At 73.2% G+C, this 25,726-nt stretch carries 21 protein-coding genes; 15 read left to right on the top strand and 6 right to left on the bottom strand.

What is annotated here, in order from left to right; all coding sequences use genetic code 11:
* Positions 1-157 precede the first annotated feature (157 nt).
* The 9 genes from ABT123_RS00950 (at position 158) to ABT123_RS00990 (ending at position 10,078) form a co-directional block, all read left to right on the top strand.
* On the top strand, positions 158-958 hold the full coding sequence (locus tag ABT123_RS00950; protein WP_351307748.1) for a crotonase/enoyl-CoA hydratase family protein: 801 nt from the start codon (positions 158-160) through the stop codon (positions 956-958).
* A 142-nt stretch (positions 959-1,100) separates the two neighbouring features.
* Positions 1,101-2,066 carry a Zn-ribbon domain-containing OB-fold protein gene (locus tag ABT123_RS00955; protein ID WP_351307750.1) on the top strand — a complete coding sequence of 322 codons (966 nt, stop codon included), beginning with the start codon at positions 1,101-1,103 and terminating at the stop codon, positions 2,064-2,066.
* On the top strand, positions 2,066-3,133 hold the full coding sequence (locus ABT123_RS00960; protein WP_351307753.1) for a thiolase family protein: 1,068 nt from the start codon (positions 2,066-2,068) through the stop codon (positions 3,131-3,133). Before ABT123_RS00955 ends, ABT123_RS00960 begins: the two co-directional genes overlap by 1 nt.
* On the top strand, positions 3,130-4,305 hold the full coding sequence (locus tag ABT123_RS00965) for a thiolase family protein (protein ID WP_351307756.1): 1,176 nt from the start codon (positions 3,130-3,132) through the stop codon (positions 4,303-4,305). Before ABT123_RS00960 ends, ABT123_RS00965 begins: the two co-directional genes overlap by 4 nt.
* A gap of 150 nt (positions 4,306-4,455) precedes the next feature.
* Positions 4,456-4,683 carry a DUF397 domain-containing protein gene (locus tag ABT123_RS00970; RefSeq protein ID WP_502970822.1) on the top strand — a complete coding sequence of 76 codons (228 nt, stop codon included), beginning with the start codon at positions 4,456-4,458 and terminating at the stop codon, positions 4,681-4,683.
* Between the two features lie 182 nt (positions 4,684-4,865).
* On the top strand, positions 4,866-7,724 hold the full coding sequence (locus tag ABT123_RS00975) for an ATP-binding protein (protein ID WP_351307762.1): 2,859 nt from the start codon (positions 4,866-4,868) through the stop codon (positions 7,722-7,724).
* A 173-nt stretch (positions 7,725-7,897) separates the two neighbouring features.
* Positions 7,898-8,713, top strand: a complete 816-nt coding sequence (locus ABT123_RS00980; RefSeq protein WP_351307765.1) for a maleylpyruvate isomerase family mycothiol-dependent enzyme — start codon at positions 7,898-7,900, stop codon at positions 8,711-8,713.
* A gap of 4 nt (positions 8,714-8,717) precedes the next feature.
* On the top strand, positions 8,718-9,119 hold the full coding sequence (locus tag ABT123_RS00985) for an NTP pyrophosphohydrolase (RefSeq protein WP_351307768.1): 402 nt from the start codon (positions 8,718-8,720) through the stop codon (positions 9,117-9,119).
* Positions 9,120-9,577: 458 nt separating this feature from the next.
* A complete protein-coding gene (locus ABT123_RS00990; RefSeq protein ID WP_150211360.1) occupies positions 9,578-10,078 on the top strand; it encodes a hypothetical protein in 501 nt (166 codons plus the stop codon).
* A gap of 11 nt (positions 10,079-10,089) precedes the next feature.
* On the opposite strand, the gene kstD is transcribed toward ABT123_RS00990, so the two are convergent.
* Together kstD and ABT123_RS01000 are read right to left on the bottom strand one after the other, a co-directional pair.
* A complete protein-coding gene (kstD, locus tag ABT123_RS00995) occupies positions 10,090-11,853 on the bottom strand; it encodes a 3-oxosteroid 1-dehydrogenase (protein ID WP_351307772.1) in 1,764 nt (587 codons plus the stop codon).
* Positions 11,854-12,029: 176 nt separating this feature from the next.
* Positions 12,030-13,154 carry an aminoglycoside phosphotransferase family protein gene (locus ABT123_RS01000; RefSeq protein ID WP_351307775.1) on the bottom strand — a complete coding sequence of 375 codons (1,125 nt, stop codon included), beginning with the start codon at positions 13,152-13,154 and terminating at the stop codon, positions 12,030-12,032.
* A 231-nt stretch (positions 13,155-13,385) separates the two neighbouring features.
* Between ABT123_RS01000 and ABT123_RS01005 the strand changes: the two genes are divergently transcribed.
* Complete coding sequence (locus ABT123_RS01005) at positions 13,386-14,864, top strand: DNA-binding protein NsdB (RefSeq protein ID WP_351307777.1); 1,479 nt, start codon at positions 13,386-13,388, stop codon at positions 14,862-14,864.
* 145 nt (positions 14,865-15,009) lie between these two features.
* On the opposite strand, the gene ABT123_RS01010 is transcribed toward ABT123_RS01005, so the two are convergent.
* Together ABT123_RS01010 and ABT123_RS01015 are read right to left on the bottom strand one after the other, a co-directional pair.
* Positions 15,010-16,437, bottom strand: a complete 1,428-nt coding sequence (locus tag ABT123_RS01010) for a PP2C family protein-serine/threonine phosphatase (RefSeq protein ID WP_351307780.1) — start codon at positions 16,435-16,437, stop codon at positions 15,010-15,012.
* A gap of 187 nt (positions 16,438-16,624) precedes the next feature.
* A complete protein-coding gene (locus tag ABT123_RS01015; RefSeq protein WP_351307782.1) occupies positions 16,625-16,876 on the bottom strand; it encodes an SCO4226 family nickel-binding protein in 252 nt (83 codons plus the stop codon).
* 232 nt (positions 16,877-17,108) lie between these two features.
* On the opposite strand from ABT123_RS01015, the gene ABT123_RS01020 reads away from it, so the two are divergent.
* From ABT123_RS01020 to ABT123_RS01035, 4 genes are all read left to right on the top strand, one after another.
* A complete protein-coding gene (locus tag ABT123_RS01020) occupies positions 17,109-19,328 on the top strand; it encodes a xanthine dehydrogenase family protein molybdopterin-binding subunit (RefSeq protein ID WP_351307785.1) in 2,220 nt (739 codons plus the stop codon).
* 13 nt (positions 19,329-19,341) lie between these two features.
* Positions 19,342-19,797 (top strand): (2Fe-2S)-binding protein, encoded by a 456-nt coding sequence (locus tag ABT123_RS01025; RefSeq protein ID WP_351307788.1) that lies wholly within the window; start codon positions 19,342-19,344, stop codon positions 19,795-19,797.
* A 170-nt stretch (positions 19,798-19,967) separates the two neighbouring features.
* On the top strand, positions 19,968-21,452 hold the full coding sequence (locus ABT123_RS01030) for a PucR family transcriptional regulator (protein ID WP_351307791.1): 1,485 nt from the start codon (positions 19,968-19,970) through the stop codon (positions 21,450-21,452).
* A gap of 29 nt (positions 21,453-21,481) precedes the next feature.
* Positions 21,482-23,416, top strand: a complete 1,935-nt coding sequence (locus ABT123_RS01035; protein WP_351307793.1) for an APC family permease — start codon at positions 21,482-21,484, stop codon at positions 23,414-23,416.
* A gap of 30 nt (positions 23,417-23,446) precedes the next feature.
* Here ABT123_RS01035 and ABT123_RS01040 read toward each other — a convergent pair whose 3' ends face one another.
* Complete coding sequence (locus tag ABT123_RS01040) at positions 23,447-23,737, bottom strand: hypothetical protein (protein WP_351307795.1); 291 nt, start codon at positions 23,735-23,737, stop codon at positions 23,447-23,449.
* A gap of 116 nt (positions 23,738-23,853) precedes the next feature.
* Entirely contained in the window at positions 23,854-25,023 is a 1,170-nt protein-coding gene (locus tag ABT123_RS01045; RefSeq protein ID WP_351307798.1) for a PucR family transcriptional regulator, read from the bottom strand.
* A 121-nt stretch (positions 25,024-25,144) separates the two neighbouring features.
* Here ABT123_RS01045 and ABT123_RS01050 point away from each other — a divergent pair, with 121 nt between their 5' ends.
* Positions 25,145-25,708, top strand: coding sequence for a TetR/AcrR family transcriptional regulator (locus tag ABT123_RS01050; protein ID WP_351307801.1), 564 nt, complete (start codon positions 25,145-25,147; stop codon positions 25,706-25,708).
* Positions 25,709-25,726: the final 18 nt, after the last annotated feature.

The raw sequence follows: 25,726 nt of genomic DNA on the forward strand, positions 1-25,726 counted from the left end.
TCCTCCTGACCTCTCCATCCAGTGGCGGTCATTAGAGCGCCGCCCACCCCAACTGGGAAGGGCGCAGCACAAGAAATCTGACTGGGTGTCAGAAACCTATTGAACTGCACCCGCCCCTCCTGCAACCTGTTCTAGGTCTTGAGACGGGAGGACGGCAATGGGTGGGACGGAACACCTCAGCGTGGAACGCCACGGCGCCACGCTGGTGCTCACCATGAACAGGCCCGAGGCGAAGAACGCGCTCTCGCTGCCGCTGCTGGTCGGGCTCTACGACGGCTGGCTTGCCGCGGACGCGGACGACGGCATCCGCTCGGTGGTGCTCACCGGCGCGGGCGGCGACTTCTGCGCCGGCATGGACCTCAAAGCCCTTGCCGGCCGGGGCATGGCCGGCGACCACTACCGGGACCGGCTCAAGGCCGACCCCGACCTGCACTGGAAGGCGATGCTGCGCCACCACCGGCCGCGCAAGCCGGTGATCGCCGCGGTCGAGGGCTACTGCGTGGCCGGCGGCACCGAGATCCTCCAGGGCACGGACATACGGGTCGCGGCCGAGGGCGCCACCTTCGGCCTGTTCGAGGTCAAACGCGGGCTGTTCCCCATCGGGGGGTCCACGGTCCGGCTCCCGCGCCAGATCCCGCGGACGCACGCGCTGGAAATGCTGCTGACCGGACGGCCCTACTCGGCCGCGGAAGCGGCCCGGATCGGACTCGTCGGGCAGGTCGTGCCCGACGGCACGGCGCTGGCCAAGGCTCTGGAGATCGCCGAGCAGATCAACGCGTGCGGGCCACTCGCCGTGGAGGCGGTCAAGGCGTCCGTCTACGAGACGGCCGAGATGACCGAGACGGACGGCCTGGCGGCCGAGCTGAAGCGGGGCTGGCCGATCTTCGACACCGCCGACGCGAAGGAAGGCGCCCGCGCCTTCGCAGAAAAGCGCCCCGCCGAATACCGCCGCGCGTAGCCCTGGCCGGGCACAGCATGCGGTCCGCCGCGACCGAGCCGGCGCGCCGCGCGACTGGCGCCACCCGGGTTCCGCCCCGGACCCCGTACCCCACACGCCGCCGGGGCATAACGCCGTAGCCCCGAGATTCGGAGAGCCGACCATGACAGCCGCGTCCCCACCGGAGGTGCTCCGCGCACCCCTCGTCGTCGAGTTCCCCTTCACCCGGTCCCTCGGCCCCGTCCAGAGCGCCTTCCTCACCGGCCTGCGCGAGCGCGTGGTCCTCGGCGTGAAGACCGCCGACGGCACGGTGATGGTGCCGCCCGTCGAGTACGACCCCGTCACCGCCGAGGAGATCCGCGAGCTCGTCGAGGTCGCTCCCACCGGCACCGTCACCACCTTCGCCTGGAACGACCACCCCCGCCCCCACCAGCCCCTGGACACCCCCTTCGCCTGGGTGCTGGTCCGCCTCGACGGCGCCGGCACCGCCCTGCTGCACGCCCTCGACGCGCCCGGCCCGGACGCCGTCCGCACCGGCATGCGGGTCCGGATCCGGTGGGCCGCCGAACGCGTCGGTGCCATCACCGACATCGCCTGCTTCGAGCCGTACGACGGCCCGGCCTCGCCCGCCCGCGAACCCGCCCCGCACGACGGCAGCTTCGCCGACCCCGTCACCGGCATCATCGCTGCCGCCCGGCTCGACTACACCTACAGCCCCGGCCGCGCCCAGACCGCGTACATCAACGCCCTCGCCGAACGCCGCACCGTCGGCGAACGCTGCCCCTCCTGCCACAAGGTGTACGTCCCCCCGCGCGGCGCCTGCCCCACCTGCGGGGTCGCCACCACCGACCGGGTCGAGGTCGGCCCGGTCGGCACCGTCACCACCTTCTGCATCGTCAACATCAAGGCGAAGAATCTCGACATCGAAGTCCCGTACGTCTACGCGCACATCGCCCTCGACGGCGCCGGCCTCGCCCTCCACGGCCGGATCGGCGGCATCCCCTACGACCAGGTCCGGATGGGCCTGCGCGTCGAACCGGTGTGGACCGAAGGCGGCCGGTACCCCGACCACTACCGGCCCACCGGCGAACCGGACGCGGACTACGACGCGTACAAGGAGCTCATCTGATGCCCAGGACGAGCAGGCATGCACGCGACGTGGCCGTCGTGGCCTTCGCCCAGAGCGACCACCTGCGCCGCACCGACGAGCTCAGCGAAGTCGAGATGGTGATGCCGGTCCTCCACCAGGTCCTGGCCGCCACCGGCCTCAAGGCCGGTGAAATCGGCTTCACCTGCTCCGGCTCCTCCGACTACCTCGCCGGCCGGGCCTTCTCCTTCACCATGACCCTCGACGGAGTCGGCGCCTGGCCGCCCATCTCCGAATCCCATGTCGAGATGGACGGCGCCTGGGCGCTCTACGAGGCCTGGGTGAAGATCCAGACCGGCGAGGCCGACACCGCGCTCGTCTACTCGTACGGCAAGTCCTCCCCGGGATCGGTACGCGACGTACTGACCCGGCAGCTCGACCCGTACTACCTCGCCCCCCTCTGGCCCGACTCCGTGGCCCTGGCCGCACTCCAGGCCCAGGCCCTCATCGACGCCGGCGAGGCCGACGAACCCGCCCTCGCCGCCATCGGAGCCCGCAGCCGCGCCGACGCCGAAGCCAACCCGCACGCCCAGCTCACCGGGGCCGTCCCGCAGGGCGACTACCAGGTCCGGCCCCTGCGTACCGGCGACTGCCCGCCCATCGGCGACGGCGCCGCCGCGGTGATCCTCGCCGCGGGCGACACCGCCCGCCGGCTGTGCGAGCGCCCCGCCTGGATCACCGGCATCGACCACCGCATCGAGGCCCACGGGCTCGGCCTGCGCGACCTCACCGACTCCCCGTCCACCCGGATCGCCGCCGAGCGCGCCGGGGTCTTCGAGGCGCCGGTGGACACGGCGGAAGTGCACGCGCCGTTCTCCTCCCAGGAGGTCGTGCTCCGCAAGGCCCTCGGGCTCGGCGACGCGGTCGCCGTCAACCCCTCCGGCGGGGCGCTCGCCGCGAACCCGATGATGGCCGCCGGCCTGATCCGGATCGGCGAGGCCGCCGCCCGCATCCACCGCGGCGAGTCCGACCGGGCTGTCGCCCACGCCACCTCCGGCCCCTGCCTCCAGCAGAACCTGGTCGCCGTCCTGGAAGGGGACCGAGCATGAGCACCACGGGCAAGGAACCGGTGGCCGTCGTCGGAATCGGCCAGACCAAGCACGTCGCCGCCCGCCACGACGTCTCCCTCGCCGGACTCGTCCGGGAAGCCGCCCGACGCGCCCTGGAGGATGCCGAACTGACCTGGGCGGACATCGACGCGGTCGTCATCGGCAAGGCCCCCGACTTCTTCGAGGGCGTGATGATGCCGGAGCTGTACCTGGCCGACGCCCTCGGTGCGGTCGGCAAACCCATGCTGCGCGTCCACACCGCCGGCTCGGTGGGCGGCTCCACCGCGCTCGTCGCCGCCAACCTGGTCGCGGCCCGGGTGCACCGGACCGTCCTCACCCTCGCCTTCGAGAAGCAGTCCGAATCCAACGCCATGTGGGGCCTGTCGCTGCCCGTCCCCTTCCAGCAGCCGCTGCTGGCCGGGGCCGGCGGCTTCTTCGCCCCGCACGTCCGCGCGTACATGCGGCGCACCGGGGCACCGGACACGGTGGGCTCGCTGGTCGCCTACAAGGACCGCCGCAATGCGCTGAAAAACCCCTACGCACACCTGCACGAGCACGACATCACCCTGGAGAAGGTCCAGGCCTCCCCGATGCTGTGGGACCCGATCCGCTACTCGGAGACCTGCCCCTCCTCCGACGGGGCCTGCGCGATGATCCTCACCGACCGGGAGGGCGCAGCCCGTGCGCCGCGCCCGCCGGCCTGGGTGCACGGCGGGGCGATGCGCTCCGAACCCACGCTGTTCGCCGGCAAGGACTTCGTGTCCCCGCAGGCCGGCAAGGACTGCGCGGCCGATGTCTACCGGCAGGCCGGCATCACCGACCCGCGCCGCCAGATCGACGCCGTCGAGATGTACGTACCGTTCTCCTGGTACGAGCCGATGTGGCTGGAGAACCTCGGCTTCGCGGCGGAGGGCGAGGGCTGGAAGCTCACCGAGGCGGGCGCGACCGAACTCGACGGCGACCTCCCCGTCAACCCCTCCGGCGGGGTCCTGTCCACCAACCCGATCGGCGCCTCCGGCATGATCCGCTTCGCGGAGGCGGCCCTCCAGGTGCGCGGGCAGGCCGGGGAACACCAGGTCCCGGGCGCCCGCCGGGCCCTCGGCCACGCGTACGGCGGCGGCGCGCAGTTCTTCGCCATGTGGCTGGTGGGCGCCCAACCCCCCGCCTCCTGAACGGAATCGGAGTCCGAAGCGGAGTTCCGAAGCGAAGTGCCGGACCGGCCACGGGTGACGCACCGTGGCCTGTGCGGCACGGGCTGCTGTGGTTACCCTGGCCCCCGGACGACGTACGCAGTACGGGAGGAGCACCACGTGGCCGAGAGCATGACTTCGCAGACCCTCACCGGCTGGGGCAAGCCGGACCTCGATCTCACCAGGGCCGACTGGCAGTCGAGCAGTCAGGGAGCGGGCGACGTACAGATCGCCTTCGTCGAGGGATTCATCGCCATGCGCAACAGCGAACGCCCCGAAAGCCCCTCGCTGATCTTCGCCCCGGACGAGTGGCGCGCCTTTGTGCTGGGCGCACGCGGCGGCGAGTTCGACCTCACCTAGGTCCTGCCCGCGGCGGACCACCGGGCGCGGAACCACCGCCCCGGTGGCGCCGGCCCGCCCCGCCCGGCAGCGTTCCCCGAGCGGGGGCGGAAAGGAGAACCGGTCCTTCACGGGGACGGGTCTCCACCCGCGCGTGCGCGGGCGTACGCTGATCTCCCGAACAGGCCTGGGGGGTACCAGCCATGACGGATCGCCGTACCCGCATGCGGCGCACGATGCTCGAACGCGAGGCCGAACTGGCCGTCGTGGACGAGGCCTTGGGCCAGCTCGTCGGCCCCCAGGCCACCGAAGGCGGCACCCTGCTCGCCTTCTCCGGCCCGGCCGGACTCGGCAAGACCACCCTCCTCGCCGAAATACGCCGCCGCGCCCACACCCACAACTGCACCGTGCTCTCCGCCCGCGGCGGCGAACAGGAGCAGAGCCAGCCCTTCCACGTCGCCCGCCAGCTGATCCAGCCCCCGCTGGCCCGGACCTCCGAACACGAACTCCGGTCCGCCCTCGGCAGCTGGTACGCCATCGTCGGCCCCGCCCTCGGCCTCTGCGCCCCCGAACCCGGCGGCGCCCCGCCCGACCCCCAGGGCCTGCGCGACGGACTCGACTGGGTCCTCACCCACCTCGCCGTCCAACGCGCCCCCATGGTCCTCGTCCTCGACGACGCCCACTGGGCCGACCCCGAATCCCTCGGCTGGCTCGCCGGCTTCGCCCCGCGCGCCGAACACCTCCCCCTCCTCCTCGTCGTCGCCTACCGCCCCGACGAACTCCCCACCGAGGCCGAGGCCTTCCGCACCCTGCCCGGCCGGGCCGGTCAGCGCCCCCTCGCCCTCGAACCCCTCACCGCCGAAGCCATAGGCACCCTGGTCCGCGAAACCGTCGGCGACCACGCCGACGACGCCTTCTGCCAGGAGGCCTGGGCCGTCACCTCCGGCAACCCCTTCGAGGCCGTCGAACTCACCGCAAAGGTCCGCGACCGGGCCCTCGCCCCCGTCGAATCCAGCGCCCCGCTGCTCCGCGACCTCGCCGCCGCCCAGCGCGGCAGCGGCCTCGTCGCCCGCCTGCACAGCCTCGGCCCCTCCACCGTCCGGTTCGCCTGGGCCTGCGCCGTCCTCGGCACCGCCATCCCGCAGGAACTCGCCGCCCGGGTGGCCGCGCTCGGCACCGAGGAGGCCGTCGACGCCACCGACCGGCTGCGCCACGCCCGCATCCTCTCCGGCGCGGGCTCCGGAGACGACGGCGAGGGACTCGAATTCGTCCACCCGCTGATCGCCACCGCCCTCTACCGGGCCATCCCCGACGCGCTGCGCGTCGCCCTCCACGGCAAGGCCGCCGCAGCCGTGGTCGACGCCGGGCTCGGCCCCTCGGCCGCCGCCCGCCACCTCCTGGAAACCCACCCCGAGAGCGACCCGTGGGTGGTCCGGACCCTGCGCGCCGCCGCCGGTGAAAACCTCCTGGCCGGCGCCCCCGACGCGGCCCGCCGCCAGCTCGCCCGCGCCCTGCGCGAACCGCCCGACTTCGACGAACGCGCCGCCGTCCTCTACGAACTGGGCTGCGCCTCCCTCCTCACCGAACCCGCCAACACCGTCAACCACCTCCGGGCCGCCCTCGCCGAACCCTTCGACGACCCCGCCCTCCGCCAGGGCATCGTCATCCGCCTCGCCCAGGTCCTCGCCCACAGCGACCGGCTCGCCGAGGCCTCCGAAGCCCTGGCCCGGGAAATCCCGCACACCCCCGACGCCCGCAACCGGCTGCGCCTGCAGTCCGAACAGTTCATGTGGGACGCCTTCCGCGCCGACGAACCCGACTCCCCGGCCCGCTCCCGCCGGCTCGCCAAACTCGCCGACCGGCTGCCGGGCCGCGACCTCACCGAGCGGTACGTCATCGGACTGCGGGCCTGGGACGCCACCCTGCGCGGCGAACCGGTGGACCTCGTCCTCCACCACGCCCGCCGGGCCCTCGGCGACCGCTTCAGCTGGGCCGAACCGGACCGCGGCTTCGAGGTCCCGGTCCTCGTCGCCCTCACCCACCTGTACGCCGACCGGCCCGGCCGGGCCGAGGAACTCTTCGAGGCCGGCACCGCCGAGTTCGAACGCCAGGGCTGGCGCGGGGCGCACCTGTCCTTCGCCTACAGCCTGCGCGCCTACGTCCGCTTCCGGCGCGGCCGGCTCGCCGAGGCCGAGGAACTGTCCCGGGCCGGCCTGCGACTCGCCGAGCGGGTGGGCCGCCGTACGCCGGTGCACTGGTACGCCATCGCCATCCTCATCGAGGTACTGCTGGCGCGCGGCCGTGCCGACGAGGCGTGGGAGCTCGCGCAGGAACACGAGTACGGAGAACCCTTCCCGGCGGCGGTCGTCTTCCCGGACTCCCAGACCGTGTACGCGGAACTCCTCCTCGCCCGCGGCAACACCAAGGCGGCAGCGGCCGAACTGGAGGCGGTGGGACGGCGGCTGACCCCGCGGGGCATCCAGAACCCGTCCTGGTGCCCGTGGCGGCTGCACCTGGCCCGGGCCGTCGCCGCGGAGGACCCGGAACGGGCCCGCGCCCTGGCCGCGGAGGCGCTCCGGCAGGCCCGGGCCTTCGGCGCGCCCTCCGGCATCGGCCAGGCGCTGCGCTTCGCCGCCGAGGTCGTTCCGGCGCCGGACCGCATCCCGCTCCTGACGGAGTCCGTCCGGCTGCTGTCCGCCTCCCCGGCGGGATACGAGCTGGCCTGCGCCCAGGCCGCGCTGGGCGCCGAGTCGGCCGACCTGGAGCTGCTGGCGCGGGCCCTGCTGACGGCTCGCGCCTGTGGGGCGGATGGTCTGGCCGCGACCCTCACCAACACCCTGCTGTCCCTGGGCGGCACCCTGCCGTGCGGTCCGGCCCCCGCGGAGGCCCTGACCGGTCCGGAACGCGCGGCGGCGGCCTGCGCGGCGGCCCACCCGCAGGCCGATGCCGCCGAGGCCGGCGAGGCTGTCGAGGTGGACCCGGTCCTCTCCTCGGCATACCTCAAACTCGGCACCGACCACTCGGGCCTCCGGGACGCCCTGGCGGCCCTGCCGGACGGCTGAGCTCGCCGCCATAAGACGGAGGTCTGCCGCTCCGGCACCGGGCTCTTGCCGGCGTACCGCGCCAGGTCGGGAAGCGCGAGCCACCGACAGCCGCCGGCAGGTGTCCGCCGGTGCGTTCGACGGGCTGGGCCGGGTGCCGGACGGGGCGGGTCGGGGACTGGCAGAGTGGCCGCATGGACTACATCGCCCTGTTCCACAGTGAGGTGTCAGCCTTCCGGCAGGCCGTCCGCAAGGCCGTCCGGGCGGGGGAGGGCGCGCCGCTCGTGCCCTCCTGTCCCGGATGGTCGATCGCCGATCTCATCGGGCACCTGGGCGGGGTCCACCGCTACGTCGCCCACATCCTCCGCGAAGGCCTGACCGAGCCCCCCGACCACACCGATCTCACCCTTTACGACCTGCCGGCCGACCCCGCGGCCCTGGCCGCCTGGCCCGTCCCCGACCGGGCCCCCAACCTCGGCCCGGTTCCCGCCGTGCTCCTCGACTGGTTCGCCGAAGGCGCCGGCGCCCTGGAAGAGCAGTTCCGGGCAGGCGGCCCCCGCCGGACCGTATGGACCTGGTCGGCGGAGCAGAGCTCCGGCTTCTGGCTGCGCATCCAGGCCATCGAAGCGGCCCTGCACCGCTGGGACGCCGAAGGCGTGACCGGCGGGCCCGCCCCGGTCGACCGGGGACTCGCCGCCGACGCCGTCGGCCACACCTTCACGGTGATGGCCCCGTTCCGCCGGGCCCTGAAGCAGGCCCCGCCCGGCACCGGGGAGCGGTACCGGTTCCGGCAGTCCGACGGGCCCGGGGAATGGACCGTACGCTTCGAGGGCGACCAGGTCGCCCTCGAAGCCGACCACGACCACGGCCCCGCCGCCGACGCGGAGCTCACCGGAACCGCCTCCGACCTGATGCTCTTCCTCTGGAACCGGATCCCGGCCACCCGACTCGCGGTGACCGGAGACCCCAAGCACTTCGACCGCTACTTCGAACTCGTCCCCCCGGTGTGAGCCCATGACAGTCCTGCCCGACGCCGACACCCCCGTCCTCATCGTGGACGGCGCGAACGTCGTCGGCTCCGTCCCCGACGGCTGGTGGCGGGACCGCCGCGGTGCCGCCGAACGGCTGCGCGACGCGCTGGCGGCCCGCCCCGGCGAAGAGGAGATCATCCTCGTCGTCGAGGGCGCCGCCCGGGGCATCGCATCGGTGCCGGGGGTAAGGGTGGACAGCGCGCCCGGCAGCGGCGACGACCGCATCGTCGAACTGGCCGCCGAGCACGTCGGCCGCCGCTGCGTGGTGGTCACGGCCGACCGAGAGCTCCGCGAGCGGGTCCGACCGCTCGGCGCCGAGTGCGCCGGGCCCCGCCACGTCCGGCCGCACGGGCCGCCGGGCCCCCAGGTGCCACCGGCACCGTGACCCGGCCGCCACCCCGGCCCCGGAACCGGCCGTGGCCGCAAGGGCCGCAGGTGCCGCCGGCACGGTGACCCGGTCGCCACCCCCGGCCCCAATCCGGCCGTGGCCGCAAGGGCCGCCGAGCCCCCAGGTGCCGCCGGCGCCGTGACCCGGCCGCCACTCGGCCCCGATCCGGCCGTCGCCGCAAGGGCCGTAGGTGCCGCCGGCACTGTGACCCGGCAGGCCATCCCGGCCCCGGTCCGGCCGTGGCCGCAAGGGCCGCAGAGGCCGGCGGTGCCCCTGGTGCCACCGGCACCGTGACCCGACCGCCGCCCCGGCCCCGGTCCGGCCGCCGCCGGGCGGTCGGCTCCGGCTCGGGTTCGGCCGCCGCACGGCCGACACCCCCGCCCCCGGTCCGGCCGCCCGCCAGGGCCCAGGCACCCCGCGCCCGGAATTGCCGCCCGGCCACGTACCATGGCCGCATGTCCTTCCTCCGCCGCCACCGTGCCGCCACCCCTGCCGGGCCGGACTTCGATGTCCTGGCCATGGATCCGGGCGACTGGCCGGGCAACCTCGGGGCCGGGCTGCTGCCCGCCGCCGACGGCAGCTGCCAGGGTGTCTTCCTCCGCTACGACCTCTTCGGCGGACGCGGCCCCGCGATGATCATCGGCAACCTCCCCGAGGGCTCCCCGGCCCGGGAGCTCGCCGACAAGCAGATCCCCTTCGAGGTGGCCCAGCTCCTCGACGCCCTCGAGAACGACGAGGACGTCGAGGTCACCGGCGTCGAGGACTGCCCCGTCATGCAGGGCGACAACCTCCTCATCGTCCGCAAGATCAAGCTGTCCGAGTCGCGCATCTCCTGCGTGCAGTTCGACCGCAGCGACAACGTCCTCGTGACCATCGCCAGCTGGGACCGGCCGATCACCGACGACCTGTACGCGCTGCTGAAGCCGCTGCCCGCGGAGCTCTTCCAGCAGGGCTGACGACAGCAGGCTCAGGGCTCCTGATCCGCGAGGTCGTTCGCCGCCACATAGCCGAACGTCATCGCGGGGCCGATGGTGGAACCCGCCCCCGCATAGCTGTGGCCCATCACGGCCGCGCTCGCGTTCCCCGCCGCGTACAGGCCGCGGATCACCGAGCCGTCCGGCCGCAGCGCCCGCGCCCGCGCGTCCGTCACGATGCCGCCCTTCGTCCCCAGGTCCCCGGGAACGATCCGGAACGCGTAGAACGGCGGCGCCCACACCGGTGCCAGGCAGGAGTTCGGCTGCACGGCCGGGTCGGTGTAGTAGTGGTCGTACGCCGTGTTCCCGCGCCCGAAGTCCGCGTCGGTGCCGTGCCACGCCTGCGCGTTGAAGCGGTTCAGGGTCGCCCGGAACGCCGCCGCCGGCACTCCGATCTGCCCGGCCAGCGCGTCCCAGGTCCAGGCCTTCTTCACCGCACCCGCCTGGTACCAGGAGTCCGGGAACACGATCGTCGGCAGCACGTCCTTGAACAGGTACTTGCTGCGGTAGTTCTGATCGACGATCAGCCAGGCCGGGATGTGCGAACCCGGCGCCCCCTTGTCCCGCTCGTACATCACGTGCACCACATCGCTGTACGGGGCCGCCTCGTTGACGAACCGGGCGCCCTGCCCGTTCACGATCAGCCCGCCCGGCAGGGTCCGTTCCGCCAGACAGAAGTACGGCTCACCGGGCAGCGGGATCGACGGACCCCACCACGCGTCCTCCATCAGCCCCAGCGCCGCGCCCGCCCGCTGCCCCGCCCGGATGCCGTCCCCCGTGTTCTCCTTCGCCCCCACCGACCACTGGGTGCCGATCGGCTGCTGCTGGTACTGCGCCCGCATCTGTGCGTTGTGCTCGAAACCGCCCGAGCCGACGACCACACCGCGTCGCGCCCGCACGATCCCGCGGACCCCCTCCTTCTCCACCACCACTCCGGTGACGGCCCCGCCCTCCTGCACCAGGTCCAGGAGCGGACTGTTCAGCCACACCGGCACCCCGGCACCCATCAGCCCGGCCCGCAGTCCGGCCGCCAGGGCCTGGCCCATGGTCAGCGGCTTCTCCCCGCGCAGCGCCGCCTTGGTCCCCCGCGCCAGGCATTCCGTCGACACCGCGAGCCCCTTGGCGTTGACCGCCGCCAGAGTCAGCCACTTGTAGTCTTGGCTGAACACCACCATGCCGGCCGGTACCGGCATGTACGCCGGGTTCAGGCGGGCCAGTTCGGCGCCGAGGACCCGGCCGTCCAGCTGATCCGGCTCGATGGACCGGCCGTTCGGCAGCCCACCCGGCAGTTGGGGGTAGTAGTCGCTGTAGCCCTCCATGAACCGGAACCTCAGCGGGCTGTTGGCCATCACAAAGTCCAGCATCCGGGGCCCGTTGGCGAGGAACGCCGCCTGCCGGTCGGCCGGCACCTCGTCCCCGACCACGGCCGCCAGGTACGCCGCCGCCTTCTGCGGAGTGTCCGGCACCCCGGCGCCCAGGATCACGGAGTTGTTCGGCAGCCAGATCCCGGCACCGGACCGCGCCGCGGACCCGCCGAAGGTGGCCGCCTTCTCGACCACGACCACGCTGAGGCCCCGCCGGGCGGCGGTGAGCGCGGCGGTCATCCCGGCCGCCCCGGAGCCGACCACGACGACGTCGTACAGACCGAGGGAGGGCAGGTCCGCGGCCCGGGCCGGGCCGGCGGGCAGCACGGTGGCGGCGAGCGCGCCTGCGCCGGCCCCGGCCAGGACCGTACGGCGGGAAGGGGAGGAAGACATGGGCAGGCTCCAGCGTCGGGTGGGACGGACCGAGGGGGAAATGCCTGGTGTTCAGTCAGAAAAGGTGTTCGCGGGATCATGTGAAGTCAAGGCATGTGCAGCCCGGGCACCGCTGAGCCCCCGGGCGGAGGAGGTTCCCGGGGGCTCAGCGACCATGGGGGTGGGGATCTGTGCGTTCAGCGGGTGCCGACGGCCGCCCGCACCGCTCTGCGGGCCATCCCGCAGTCGTCGTGCAGCCGGCGCAGCAGCAGCCGCTGCTCCTCTCCGGCGGAGAGGTGACCGGCCGGCACCGGCTGGGCCGGGGCCGAGGACTGCATCGAGCGCTGCACCGCCATCTCGGACATCCGGATCTCCCGGGTCAGCACCAGCATCAGGTTGACCAGGAAGGCGTCCCGGGCGGCCGGTCCCGCCGACTGGGCCAGCCGGCTGATCTGACCGCGGGCGGCCGGGGCATCGCCCAGGACCGTCCACAGGGTGGCCAGGTCGTACCCGGGCAGGTACCAGCCGGTGTGCTCCCAGTCCAGCAGCACCGGACCGGCGGGCGACAGCAGCAGGTTCGACAGCAGGGCGTCACCGTGGTTGAACTGCCACTGCGGGCCCGCCACCGCCAGCCCGTGCAGCAGCTTCTGCAGATCGCCGAGGTCGCGGTCGGTCAGCAGCCCCAGCTCGTGGTAGCGGGAGATCCGCGAGGCGTAGTCCAGCGGCCGGCCGAAGAGTTCGGCCGACGGGCGCCACTGGTTCACCCGGCACACCGCGCCCAGAGCGGCCCGTACATCGGCCCGCGGCGGGGCCTCCACCGGATGGCGCTGCAGGGCCGCGACCCGGCCCGCCATCCGTTCCACCACCAGCGTGCAGTTCTCGGGGTCGGCGGCGATCAGCCGCGGGACCCGGACCGGCGGGCGGTGCCGGACGAACGTCCGGTATGCAGCTATTTCGTGCCGGTACCGCTCACGCCATTCCGGCGAGTGGTCCAGTAAAACCTTGGCCACTGCGGTCGCCCGCCCGGTGGTGCCCACCAGCAGGACCGACCGTCCGCTGCGCCGCAGCACCTGCACCGGGGCGAACTCGGGACAGATCCGCTGGACCGAGGCGAGGGCGGTGCGCAGCTGCGCGCCCTGCGGCCCCGACAGGTCGATTCTTCCGCTGAGCGGCTGCGTGCCGACCCCGGCCATCCGGCGGGCCCGTACGGCGCCCGGTACCGGGGCCGCGGGGCGGGAGGGGTCGAGGTAGGGGCTGCCGCCCGCCTGGAGTGTGCGGTGCGGCCGGACGGGGGCGGTCACGGAGGACGATGCTGCGTACATGACGGATACGGATCCCTTCGTGCGCCGACGAGTTGCGTACGCCGCCCCGCCGGATCCCTGCATCACCCTGGGGAGTTCCGCCGGGGGACCGGGTCGGGGAGGCGCATTCCTACCTGACACCCCGGCGTGGGTGGCGGACCATCGAGCGTGCCCTGGCGAAGCGTGGCGAATAGTCGCTCGGCATCTGACCCGGGGCTACTGTCAACTCAGCCGAGAACCTGGGGGCTTGACGTGAGCAGAGGACCAAACACCCGTCTGAACGACCTGTTCGGCCTGGCCGGGTGGTCCAAAGGCGAGCTGGCGAGGATGGTCAACCGCCAGGCGGCGGCCATGGGCCACCACCAACTGGCCACCGACACCTCGCGGGTGAGGCGCTGGATCGACATGGGGGAGACCCCGCGCGAACCGGTGCCCACCGTGTTGGCAGCACTGTTCACCGAGCGGCTCGGTCGTGTCGTGACCATCGAGGACCTCGGGTTCGTACGGCAGCGGCGCACCTCGAAACGGCAGCCGGACGGGGCGCAGGACAACCCCGACGGCCTGCCGTGGGCGCCCGAACGCACAGCCGCGGTCCTCACCGAATTCACGGGAATGGACCTCATGCTCAACCGACGCGGCCTGATGGGAGCGGGTGCCGTGCTCACAGCAGGCGCCGCCCTCACCAACGCCATGTACGACTGGCTGCACACCGACCCCGCGCAGCCCGCCACCCCCCGATTCACCGACTCCTTCCAGGCTGACCCGGCGGGCTACGACCGCTACGAGGCGGCGCCCATCGGCTCCCAGGAGATCGAGGCGCTGGAGCGCTCCGTGGAGGTCTTCCGGGCCTGGGACGCCTCCAGGGGCGGCGGTCTCCAACGCAAGGCCGTGGTGGGCCAGTTGAACGAGGTGGGCGGCATGCTCGCCTACCACCACCCGGACCACCTCCAGCGCCGGCTGTGGGGGGTGGCGGCCAACCTCGCCGTTCTGGCGGGCTGGATGTCCCACGACGTGGGCCTGGAACCGACCGCGCAGAAGTACTTCGTCATCGCCGCGCACGCGGCCCGGGAGGGCGGCGACCGGCCGCGGGCCGGGGAGGCACTGTCCCGGGCCGCCCGCCAGATGGTCCACCTGGGCAAGCCCAACGAGGCGCTGGACCTGATGAAGCTGGCGCGGTCGGGGGCCGGCGAGCAGGCGCTCCCGCGCACCCGGGCCATGCTGCACACCATCGAGGCGTGGGCCCAGGCCGCCATGGGCAAGGGGCAGGCGATGCGGCGGACCCTCGGTGAGGCGGAGGAGCTCTTCGTCTCCGACAATGGGGACGTGCCCCCGCCCTCGTGGATGCAGCACTTCGACGAGGCGGACCTGCACGGGATGCAGGCGCTGGCGTACCGGACGCTCGCCGACCACGACGCCACGGCGGCGCCGATCGCCGCGCGCCACGCCAGAGAGGCGCTGCGGCTGCGCGGGGAGGGCTACCAGCGCTCGCAGATCTTCGACTACATCTCGCTGGCCTCGGCCTGCTTCATCGCCGACGATCCCGAGCAGGCGGACCGGTACGCGCGTCTCGCGCTGGTGTCCATGAACGAGACCTCCTCGCACCGGACGTGGGACCGGCTCAGGGAGATGTACCGGCTCACCGGCCAGTACTCCGGCTACACGCGGATCGAGGACCTGCGGGCGGAGATCAAGCACGCCCTGCCAAGCCGCTCCCGCGGTGGGGAGATCTGACCTGGCCGGGTCGGGGCGGAGCCCCGGCTGCGCGAGCAGTGCGGGCCGCGCTGAGGCGGCCACGACCAGACCCGGCGAGGGCGAGGCCCTGGCAGGCCACGACCCTGCGGCGGCGGCGCGACGGCCCACCCGCCCGCCGGAGGGATCAGGCGCCGATGCGGGCCACCAGGACACAGGCGTCGTCCTCGCGTTCGCCCTCGCCGAACTCCTCGATGACCATTCGGATGACGTCCTGGGCCGAGCGGGCCGCCGAGAAGCGGGGCGCCAGCGCCAGCAGCCGCTCGGTTCCGTCGGCCCGGCTGAACTCGATGCTGCGCGGGGTCAGTCCGTCCGTGTGCAGGACGAGTACGTCGCCCACCTCGAGCCGCACCTCGGCCTGTCCGTAGCTCGCCCCGGAGGTCGCACCGAGCAGGACACCCTCCGGCGGGGCCAGGGTGCGGCCGGAGCCGTGCCGGAACAGCAGAGGGGCGGGGTGCCCGGCCTGGGCCCAGGTCAGCACCCGGCGGACGGGATCGAAGCGGCAGCAGACCGCGGAGCCGAGGGCCGGCTGTACCGAGGTTTCCAGCAGCTGGTTGAGCCAGCCCATCAGCGGTCCGGGGGCGATCCCGGCCATGGCCATGCCGCGCAGGGCGCCGAGCATCATGGCCATCCCGGAGGTGGCGGTGACCCCGTGCCCGGTCAGGTCACCGACCGTCAGCATTGAGCAGCCGTCGGGCAGTTCCAGTGCGTCGTACCAGCCGCCGCCGATCAGCGCACTGGTCGCGGAGGGCAGGTAGTGCGCGGCCACGTCGAGGGTGCCGGAGCTGCCGTGCGGGAACCGCAGGGAGCCGCGCCACGGGGGGAGCACGGCTTCCTGCAGTTCGACCGCCAGCCGGTGCTCGGTCTGCGCGATCTCCCGCTGGCGCTGGAGCGAGTCCCGGGATTCGCGGACCGCCCGCTGGCTCCTGCGCAGGTCGCTCACGTCCCGGAGGACGGCCCACATGGAGGCCGTGCACCCGTCCGGGTCGAGCACCGGCTCGCCCCTCATCTGCAGCGTACGGACCCGGCCGTCGGCCCGGACGATGCGGAACTCACCGTCTATCGGCCGCCCGTCCACCAGACAGGCCGTCACCATGGAGGTGAGCAGCGGCTGGTCCTCGGAGAACAGGGTGGAGCCCAGTTCGTCGAGGGAGAGCGGGCCGGCTTCGGGGGAGCGGCCGAAGATCTGGAACAGCTCCTCGGACCAGCTGACTTCGTCGGTGAGCAGGTTCCACTCGGCGCTGCCGACCCGGGTGAGGTCGGCTCCGGCCTCGAGCGGGGTCGACAGGGCGGGATCGCCCGGCTCGGCCTCGACCGCCGGGGGCATGCCTTCCTTGAGCTGCCCCAAGTGCTCGCCGAGGTCGTCGAGATGGTGCACGGCGAGGTCGCAGAGGGCACGCTGCCAGCGGCCCTGCGCGTCGTCGTCGTCCACGACGGCATCGCGGCGTACTGCGTCCACATCGCCACGAAGCCGTCGGGTCTGCTTGATCAGCGCGTCCACCGACCCGGGCTCGGGCGGCTGCGCGGGACGGTCCGCGAACAGATGGGACGGCATGAGAACTCCGATACAGGCGCGCACGGCCAAGTAGGACGAACTTGTCACGACTGTGGCACAGCCTGCGACGGCCTGTAAGGCGTTTGGCAACATCCGTTACGGTGTTGCTTTTGACATATGCCAAAGGCCTCCCGGCCCCCCGGATCTGTGCGAACGATTCAGGTCAACGGCATTCAGGCCCGCCGATTCAGGAGATGCTGAGCGGTACGGGATGGATCTCGTCCGCCGGGTGCCCGGACCGCTTGTGGATCCGCTGGACTGCCTCCGCGGACGGCGCCTCGGACAGGCAGTACACGTGACCGGACTCGGGGTCGCCCCAGGCCTGCTTGAAGTGCACGCCCTCTTCCTTCTCGATGGCCATGTCGGCCTTGTGCGCGGCCTCGAACTGCTCCTTGGTGATCCCCTTCATGCCCGTGTGGACGTCCATATAGGTGGCCATGTGTCCACACCTCCTTTCCCTCACTTCCATGGTGGTCCTACGGCCGGAAACCGGCCTCCCGAAGGGCCCGTACCGCACGTGCGGCCGAGATGTGCGAAGGGATGCGGCCGGACAATCCCGGGCAGGAAGTTCCCCGAACGGAGGACGCCGGTTTCCGTGCTTCCCACCACCCGGGGCGCTCGCTACTCTACGTGCCGGTAATGACCTGATACTCGTACGGTACGGAGAGCAGATGACAGGGCAGCGGCACAGCCGACGGACCTTTCTTACGCATCTGGTCGCCGCTCCGACCCTGGCGGTCGCCACCCGGGCCGTGGCCGACGCCCTGGGCCCGCAGCAGGCCCACGCCGTGATCCCGACCCTTCCGGCACCCGCCGACCTGGTCGACCTCGGCGACCTGTTCATCCTGGCCGGTGCCCCCACCGCCGGGATGCTGGTGCTCACCGTGGAGACGGACGGGACCATCCGCTTCCGGCTGCCCCGCGAGGAGGTCGGCCAGGGCCTCACCACCGCCGTGGCCATGCTGGTCGCGGAGGAACTGGACGCGCCCCTGCACGACGTACGGGTGGAACTCGACGATGCCCGGCCCGAGTTGCTCTTCAACCAGCTCACCGGCAGCTCCAATGCCATCCGTTCGCTGTACGGGCCGGTCCGGCACACCGCCGCCGCCGTACGGGCCCGGCTGGTCGCGGCAGCCGCCGCCCGCTGGAAGCTCTCCCCGGCCGGGCTGACCACGGCGGACGGCGCCGTCCGCGCCCCCGACGGCCGTACCGCCGACTACGGCAGCCTGGCCGAGGCCGCCGCCGACCCGGGCCTGATCGTGCTCGGCGCCACCCCCAAGCCCGAGTCGAAGCACACCCTGGTCGGCCGGCCCACCAGCCGGGTGGACGCCCGCGCCATGGTCACCGGGCAGCAGGAGTACACCCTGGACCTGGACGTGCCCGGCGCCAAACCCTGCGTGGTGCGCCGGCCGCCCACCCTCGGCGGCACCGTGAAGTCCATCGCCAACGCAGCCGCCGTCCGAGCCATGCCCGGGGTGCTGGACCTGGTCACCCTCCCGACCGGCGTGGCCGTGGTCGCCGAGACCTTCGGCCAGGCGCTGGACGCCCGGGCGGCCCTCCAGATCGGCTGGGGCCCCGGGCCCGCCGACCACCTCTCCGACGCGGAGATCCGGGCCAAACTCCGGGCCGCCACCCCGCCGTTGCTAGTGCCGCCGCTGCTCACCCCGTACGTGGACGCCGAGTTCGACTTCGCCTTCGTCAGCCACGCCCCGCTGGAGACCAACTGCGCCGTGGCCGACGTACGGGAGGACCGGGCCGAGATCTGGTCCGGGCTGAAGTCCCCGATCGTGGCCCGGCAGACCATCGCCGCCGAACTCGGCCTGCCGGTGGGCCGGGTGACCGTGCGCGTGGTGCAGGCCGGCGGTTCCTTCGGACGGCGGCTGTTCTTCGACGCCGCGCTGGAGGCGGCCCAGGTCTCGAAGGCCTGCCGCCGGCCGGTGCGGCTGATGTGGACCCGGGTCGACGACACCCGGCACGGCCGGATGCGGCCCGCCACCCACCACCGGATCCGCGCCACCTTCGCCCTCGGCGAGGTGCTCTCCTTCGAGCACCGGGTGGCCGCCGCCGAAACCGACTTCCGGCACGGCCTCGGCGAGATCATCACCGCCACCGCCGCGAAGCTCCCGCTGGGCATCGGCAACGCCACCCTCGCGCAGACCCTGTTCCTCACCACCGTGAAGTCCCCGTACCACTTCGGCCTCACCACCCAGGCGCTGACCGAGGTCCCGACCGGCATCCCCACCGGGTCCTGGCGTTCGGTGTACTCCGCCAACACCCGCGGGGCCGAGGAGATCGTGGTCGACGAATTGGCCCGGCGCATGAACAAGGACCCGTACCGGTTCCGGCGGACCTTCCTCAAGACCGACGCCCAGCGGGCCGTCCTGGACCGGGCCGCCGCCGAAGGCGACTGGGGGCGGGACATGGAACCCGGCTGTGCCCAGGGCATCGCCTTCCACGAGGAGTACAAGGCCCGCACCGCCTGCCTGGTGGAGATCGACGCCCGGGACCGCAAGCGGGTCCGGGTCACCAAGGCGGTGGTGGTCGTGGATGTTGGCCGGCCGATCAACCCCCGCGGTCTGGAGGCCCAGATGCTCGGCGGGCTCACCGACGCCATCTCCACCACCCTCCGGGCGGGCCTGCACATCGACAAGGGCCTGCCGCTGGAGGGCAGTTACAGCCAGTTCCACTGGGCCCGCCAGCAGGACAGCCCGCGCGAGGTGAAGGTCGTCGTGCTGCCCGCCACCCCGGGGGCCGAGCCGGGCGGCGCCGGAGAGCTCGGCGTCCCCGCCGCCGTGGGCGCCATCGCCAACGCCTACGCCCGCGCCACCGGCACCCGGCCCCGCAGCTTCCCCCTCGACTTCGACGTCGACTTCACCCCCTACCCCCGCTAGCACTGGAGCCCCCGTGCCCTCGCACACCTTCACCGTCAACGGGCAGAGCGTCACCGTGGACGCGCCCGACGATCTCCCCCTGCTCTGGGTGCTGCGCGACCTGCTGGGCATCCGCGGCCCCAAGTACGGCTGCGGGGTCGACGTCTGCAAGGCCTGCACCAGCCACCTCGACGGCACCGACATCCGGCCCTGCGTGGTGCCGGTCTCGGCCTGCGCCGGGCGGGAGGTGACCACCATCGAGGGGCTGGCGGACGGCGACACGCTGCACCCCGTGCAGGAGGCCTGGCTGGAGCAGGACGTCTCCCAGTGCGGTTTCTGTCAGCCCGGCCAGATCATGGCGGCCGTCGCGCTGCTGAAGCGGACCTCGGACCCCACCGAGGAGGACCTCGACGCCATCGCCAACATCTGCCGCTGCGGTACGTACGTCAGGATCCGCGAGGCGGTCCGCAGCGCAGCCGCCCGCATGTGACCTGCCCGTACGCATCCGTGCGCGAGCCGGGATCCCGGTGCTCCCCCGTGAACACCGGGATCCCGTCCGCTCGTGCTCCAACCTAGGCGGGCACGCGGCCTGTTGCAGGATTCGTTCTGCCCAGTCGTTCAAGGAGATCGGTATCACAGCGCACAGTGTGCGCCCGGTGATTGAATGCGCCCGACCCGCATCGAAGGGATCGTGCCATCCAGCCCTGGAATCGCTCCGACGACATCCTCAAGGCCCACCGGCTCGCGCACACCGGAGGCTCGGCCGCACTGCTGCGCTGGCTGTCCGTCCGGCTGGCCGGCTGGACCGGGGTGGTGGAAGCCGGGGGCCCGCCCAGCTGCCCGGAACCGGAGCTCGCCGCCCGGGCCGCCGCCGAACTCGCCGCCCGCGGGGTCCGCTCGGCCGTGCTGGACGGCCCGGCCGCCACCGCCCTGCTCTTCGCGCTGGACGAGGGCAGCGCACTGGCCGCCGTCCTGCCCCGCCCCTACCCGCCGGGGGCGTCCGTCCTGCTCGCCGACACCGCCGTACCGCTGTCCCTGGTGCGCCGGGTCGAAGAGGCCGCCCGGCGCGAGGACCGGGCCCGGGTGGCCGAGTCCCGGGCCCGCGAGGCGGTGCTGCACCTGCTGATGGACGGCCGGCTCTCCCTCGCCCACCAGGTCGCCGAGGCGCTGACCCCCTCGCTGCCCGACCCGATGCGGATGTACGTCGTCGAATGCCGCCCGGGGACCCGCGAGGAGGTGCTCCGGCAGTGCACCGAACTCACCGGCGGGCGCGCCTGGATCGTGCGCTGCCCGGTCTACGTCCGCCACCTGATCGTGCTGGTGCCGCTGGACGGCACGGCGACCGCCCCCACCGGCCACGACCCGCTCGCCGCGGCGCTCTCGGCCACGGCCCGGGACAGTGTGACCGGGGTCAGCGAGGTGACCGGGCTGCGGGACGCCCCGGCCGCCTACACCCAGGCCTTCCACGCCCTCGCCGTGGCCCGCGGCCGGGTGCAGCGGTACGCCCGGTTCGGGCCCGGCCCCGAGCTGGCCCTGGCCGCCCACACGGCAGGGGCCGGCTGGGCCGAGACCATGCTGGCGCCCCTGCACGGCTATGCGCCCCGGCGGCCTCAGGACCCGGGCGCGCAGGAGCTGCGCGCCACCGCGCACGCCTGGCTGAACTTCACCTCGCACGCCACCCGGCTGCTGAAGATCCACCGGAACACCCTGGCCACCCGGATCCGGCTGGTGGAGGAACTCCTCGGCCTGGACCTGGCCCGGCTGCCCGACCAGGCGGCACTCTCCCTGGCCCTGCGGCTCACCCCCGGCGGGGCCCCGCCCCGCCCCGCGGAGAGCTGCGCGGCCTCCCTGGATGAGGTGCTGAGCCACTCCAGCCTGACCCGCTGGGCCCACCGGCACCTCCGGCCGCTGACCGGCCCGGACGCCCCGGTCGGCGCCCGCGACACCGTCCGGGTCTGGCTGCGCCACGACGCCCGGCTGGTCCCGGCGGCAGCCGCGCTCGGGATCTCCGTACCCGGTGCACGCAAGCGGCTGACCAGGATCGAAGTGCTGCTGGAGCGCTCCCTGCTGCAGTCGCCCAGCGCCCGCCACGACCTGTGGCTCGCACACAGGGCCGAGGAGCTCGGTGTGTGTCACGCCAACTGAATCGATCCAAACGGGTTGATCATTCCTGAATGAGGCGCATCAACCCGAAACGCATGCTGGTCGGTGAACCGCTCGACAGCGCCCGGCTGGGCGAGACCCTGCTGCCCAAGCGGCTCGCCCTGCCGATCTTCTGCAGCGACCCGCTCTCCTCGGTCGCGTACGCCACCGAGGAGATCCTGCTGATCCTCGCCCTCGGCGGAGTGGCCCTGCTGCACCTCGCCTGGTACGACGCCGCCGCGATCGTCTTCCTGCTGGTGGTGGTCGTCGCCTCGTACCGGCAGACCTGCCACGCCTACCCTGGGGGCGGCGGAGCGTACGTCGTCAGCGCCGAAAACCTCGGCCAGACCGCCGCGCTGACCGCCGCCAGCGCCCTGCTCGTCGACTACGTGCTGACCGTGGCCGTCTCGGTGGTCTCCGGCGTGGCCGCCATCACCTCCGCCATCCCCGCCCTGTCCGACCACCAAGTCGGCCTGTCCGTCGGCTTCGTGGTGCTGCTGACGGTGATGAACCTGCGCGGGGTCCGCGAGTCGGGGCGGGTCTTCGCCCTCCCCACCTACGGGTTCGTCCTCGTCATCTACCTGATGTTCGCCATCGCCGCGGTCCGGATGGCCACCGGTGACACCATCCGCGCCGAATCGGCCGACCTGCCGATCATCGCGGAGGGCACCTTCACCGGAATCGCCCTGGTACTGCTCGCGATGCGCGCCTTCGCCTCCGGCTGCACCGCACTGACCGGAGTGGAGGCGATCAGCAACGGAGTCCCCGCCTTCCGCCCGCCCAAGAGCCGCAACGCCGCGAACACCCTGGCCGCCATGGGAGCCCTCTCGGCCACCATGTTCCTCGGGATCACGATCCTCGCCATGGTCTACCGGGTCCACGTCGCCGCGGATCCGACCGAACTGGGCCTGCCGCCCGGAACCCCCATGTCCACGGCCCTCGCGCAGATCGGCCGCGCCACCTTCGGCGACTGGCACTTCCTCTTCTACCTGCTCCAGGCCGTCACCGCAGGGGTGCTGGTCCTCGCGGCGAACACCGCCTTCAACGGCTTCCCGATGCTCGCCTCGATCCTCGCCCGGGACCGGTACGCGCCGCGCCAGCTCTTCAACCGCGGCGACCGGCTGGTCTACTCCAACGGCATCGTGCTGCTGGCGCTCGCCGCGATCGCCCTCATCGTCGCCTTCGACGCCGAGCTGACCCGCCTCATCCAGCTGTACATCATCGGCGTCTTCGTCTCCTTCACCCTCTCCCAGTCGGGCATGGTCCGGCACTGGAAGCGGGAGCTCGCGAACCCCGCCACGCCGGCCGCCGAGCGCATCCACATCCACCGCAGGCGGGCCATCAACGCGGTCGGCGCGGTGATGACCGCGGTGGTCCTGGTCATCGTCCTGATCACCAAGTTCACCCACGGCGCCTGGCTGGTGGTCATCGCGATGCCGCTGCTCTTCCTCGGCATGAAGGGGGTGCGCCGTCACTACGACCAGGTCGCCCGGGAGGTCGCGGTCGCCCCCGGCGTCCGCCCGGAGCGGCCCGTCCACCACCATGTGGTGGTGCTGGTGGCCGCGGTGCACGCGCCCACCCTCAAGGCCCTCGGCTTCGCCCAGGCACTGCGCCCGGACACCCTCACCGCGCTGAGCGTGGCCGCCGACGAGGAGGCGGCGGCCCGGCTGGGGGAGGCATGGGAGGCGCACGACCCGGGCGTACCGCTGCGGATCCTGCACTCGCCCTACCGGGAGGTGATCCGCCCGGTGCTGACGCACATCGAGGAACTCGCGGCCGAGGAGACGACCGACATGCTGTCCGTGGTGATCCCGGAGTTCGTGGTCGGCCACTGGTGGGAACAGCCCCTGCACAACCAGAACGCGCTGCGGCTGAAGGCCCGCCTGCTGTTCACCCCGGGAGTCGCGGTGATCGACGTCCCCTACCTGCTGGAATCGGCCAAACCGCCGGTGACCACCGGCGGGTGACCGCTCCTGCTCCGGATGCTGCTTCGGGTGCTACTTCGGAGCCTTCCCACAGGCCTCGTCCGAGGTGGCCCTGGAGACACCGGCCGCTTCGAGGCTGGCGGTGCAGCTGGTCTGGTTGCCGATCTGGCCCTCGTAGCACGCCTGCCGGGCGGCGTCCTTGATTTCCGCGCTGTCCTTGCCGACGTGCTGCGAGACGTAACTCTCGCAGGCCTGCTGGTCCGCCTGGGCGGCCGGGGCGGCGAAGACGAAGCCGCCGACGGCGAGGACCAGGCCGGCCAGGATGCCGGGGATACGGGCCGGGATACGAGTCGACGGACGCATGCGAATGCACCTGCTCTCTCGGTCGGTCACACGATCCGCGAATACGAGGCGACCGGCTCTACGCATGGGTCGCCCCCGCCCTTTCGACGCTAGAGCACGGCCCCGGTGCGCGCACCTCAGGCGTGGCCGCTCTGCAGGACTGCCGCGTGGGCCAGGGCCAGTTCGACCACCTGGGCCGGATCGGCCAGGGTGCGGCCGGTCAGCTGTTCCAGCCGGCGCAGCCGGTTCGAGACGGTGTTGCGGTGGCAGAACAGCCGCTGTGCGGCGTGGGTGGTGGAGCCCCGGCAGGCCAGCCAGGTGCCCAGGGTGCTGAGCAGCACCCGGCAGTCCTCGCCCGGCAGCGCCAGCACCGGCCCCAGCACCACCTGCCGCAGCCGGTCGGCGAGTTCGCCCTGGGCGGCCACCAGCGCCGCCGGCAGGGCTTCGTCCAGCAGGGCGGTGCGCGGGGCCGTCGAGCCGGCGGCGGTACGGAGCGCCAGCCCGGCCAGCCAGCGGGCCCGGGCCAGCGCGGTCGGCGTCTCCACCACCGGGCTGACCCCGGCCCGCGCTCCGAGCGGCGCCAGCAACTCCCGTACGGAATCCAGCGGGTGCCCGCCCAGATCCACCAGCCCGGTCTCCCCGTCGGCCCGGATCCGCCACAGCACCCGGGGCCCGCCCGGCCCGGCCTTCGGTTCGGCCCCGGAACCGGCCCCGGAGCCCGGCACCAGCACCACCACCGCGAACCGGCCCCGCTCGGCCAGCCCCAGCTGCGCCGCCGCCTCCGACACCAGCCCGCGGGCCGCCCCGGTACCGTCCAGCAGGGCGTCCAGCAGAGCCGCGCGGCGCTCCCGGTCGCGGGCGCTGCGGGCCGCCTCGGTGTGCCGGTAGGCCTCGGCGACGGCATCCGTCAGCTGGTCCAGTACGTCCCACAGCACGGCGGCGGCCGGCAGCAGCCGGGGCAGCCCGGAGCTGTCGTGCGCGGTCACCGCCTCGGTGAGGGCCTGCCAGAGCAGCCGGCCGCCGTGCCGGTAGGTGCGCAGCAGTGAGGTGAGGGGCAGCCCCTGTTCGGCGCGCAGCACTCCGGTGGCGCGGGCGTCGGCCAGGTCCACGGGCAGCCCGCGGACGCTGCGGACCAGGCCGTCGACGGCCTGGCGGAGGTTGTGGTGGATCCGCTCGCGCAGTTCGGCGCGGCCGAGCAGGGCGGCGTACGCGGGATCCTCGGCCAGGGTGCGGTCCGTCAGCCGGTCCGCGGCGGCGGCGATGCGCCGGTCCAGGTCCGCGCGTATCTCGTGGATGATCCTCTCCATGGCGGGCAGCGTGTCACGCGGAACGGCGGCTGGGGAGAGGGCGGCGTACAGCCCACCCGGAGTACTGCACTTGCAGTACTCTGTGCGGGTTGCCGTTCCTCCGAGGGACCAGGGACCCACCATGCGCCAGAACCCCGAACGCCGCGCCGCGCTGCTCGACGCCGCCATCGAAGTCCTCGCCCGCGAGGGCTCCCGCGGACTCACCCTGCGGGCAGTGGACAAGGAGGCCGGCGTCCCGACCGGCACGGCGTCGAACTACTTCGCCAACCGGTCCCAGCTGCTCGGCCAGATCCTGCGCCGCACCCGCGAGCGCCTGGTCCCGGACCAGGCCGCGCTGGCCGGCCCGCTGGACACCGCGGCCCTGCTGCGGGACCTGGTGGACCGGATGCGGCGGGAACGCAGCGTCCACATCGCCATGCTGGAACTGCGCCTGGAAGGCACCCGGCGGCCCGAACTCCAGCAGGAACTCGCCGCGTTCCAGGGCCTCGAACTCGAGGCCAACGTGACCTGGCACCTGGACGCCGGCCTGCCGGGCGACCGCACCGGAGTGGTGCTCCTCTACCTCGCCATGCTCGGGCTGATCGTGGACGACCTGACCGCACCCGAACTGCTGGCCCGCTACCCGGTCGACGGGCTGATCGACGCGATGGTGGAACGGCTGCTGCCGGAACGGTCCGAGGACTGAGGCGGCGCGGCGCGCTGA

The sequence above is a fragment of the Streptomyces sp. NPDC002054 genome (genome assembly GCF_040296685.1).
Taxonomy (GTDB): Bacteria; Actinomycetota; Actinomycetes; order Streptomycetales; family Streptomycetaceae; genus Streptomyces.

What these genes read in the sequence shown, in the direction of transcription:
- ABT123_RS00950 (WP_351307748.1), top strand. Translation starts at nt 158, where the DNA reads ATGGGTGGGACGGAACACCTCAGCGTGGAACGCCACGGCGCCACGCTG.
- ABT123_RS00955 (WP_351307750.1), top strand. Translation starts at nt 1,101, where the DNA reads ATGACAGCCGCGTCCCCACCGGAGGTGCTCCGCGCACCCCTCGTCGTC.
- ABT123_RS00960 (WP_351307753.1), top strand. Translation starts at nt 2,066, where the DNA reads ATGCCCAGGACGAGCAGGCATGCACGCGACGTGGCCGTCGTGGCCTTC.
- ABT123_RS00965 (WP_351307756.1), top strand. Translation starts at nt 3,130, where the DNA reads ATGAGCACCACGGGCAAGGAACCGGTGGCCGTCGTCGGAATCGGCCAG.
- ABT123_RS00970 (WP_502970822.1), top strand. Translation starts at nt 4,456, where the DNA reads ATGACTTCGCAGACCCTCACCGGCTGGGGCAAGCCGGACCTCGATCTC.
- ABT123_RS00975 (WP_351307762.1), top strand. Translation starts at nt 4,866, where the DNA reads ATGACGGATCGCCGTACCCGCATGCGGCGCACGATGCTCGAACGCGAG.
- ABT123_RS00980 (WP_351307765.1), top strand. Translation starts at nt 7,898, where the DNA reads ATGGACTACATCGCCCTGTTCCACAGTGAGGTGTCAGCCTTCCGGCAG.
- ABT123_RS00985 (WP_351307768.1), top strand. Translation starts at nt 8,718, where the DNA reads ATGACAGTCCTGCCCGACGCCGACACCCCCGTCCTCATCGTGGACGGC.
- ABT123_RS00990 (WP_150211360.1), top strand. Translation starts at nt 9,578, where the DNA reads ATGTCCTTCCTCCGCCGCCACCGTGCCGCCACCCCTGCCGGGCCGGAC.
- kstD (WP_351307772.1), bottom strand. Translation starts at nt 11,853, where the DNA reads ATGTCTTCCTCCCCTTCCCGCCGTACGGTCCTGGCCGGGGCCGGCGCA.
- ABT123_RS01000 (WP_351307775.1), bottom strand. Translation starts at nt 13,154, where the DNA reads ATGTACGCAGCATCGTCCTCCGTGACCGCCCCCGTCCGGCCGCACCGC.
- ABT123_RS01010 (WP_351307780.1), bottom strand. Translation starts at nt 16,437, where the DNA reads ATGCCGTCCCATCTGTTCGCGGACCGTCCCGCGCAGCCGCCCGAGCCC.
- ABT123_RS01015 (WP_351307782.1), bottom strand. Translation starts at nt 16,876, where the DNA reads ATGGCCACCTATATGGACGTCCACACGGGCATGAAGGGGATCACCAAG.
- ABT123_RS01020 (WP_351307785.1), top strand. Translation starts at nt 17,109, where the DNA reads ATGACAGGGCAGCGGCACAGCCGACGGACCTTTCTTACGCATCTGGTC.
- ABT123_RS01035 (WP_351307793.1), top strand. Translation starts at nt 21,482, where the DNA reads ATGAGGCGCATCAACCCGAAACGCATGCTGGTCGGTGAACCGCTCGAC.
- ABT123_RS01040 (WP_351307795.1), bottom strand. Translation starts at nt 23,737, where the DNA reads ATGCGTCCGTCGACTCGTATCCCGGCCCGTATCCCCGGCATCCTGGCC.
- ABT123_RS01045 (WP_351307798.1), bottom strand. Translation starts at nt 25,023, where the DNA reads ATGGAGAGGATCATCCACGAGATACGCGCGGACCTGGACCGGCGCATC.
- ABT123_RS01050 (WP_351307801.1), top strand. Translation starts at nt 25,145, where the DNA reads ATGCGCCAGAACCCCGAACGCCGCGCCGCGCTGCTCGACGCCGCCATC.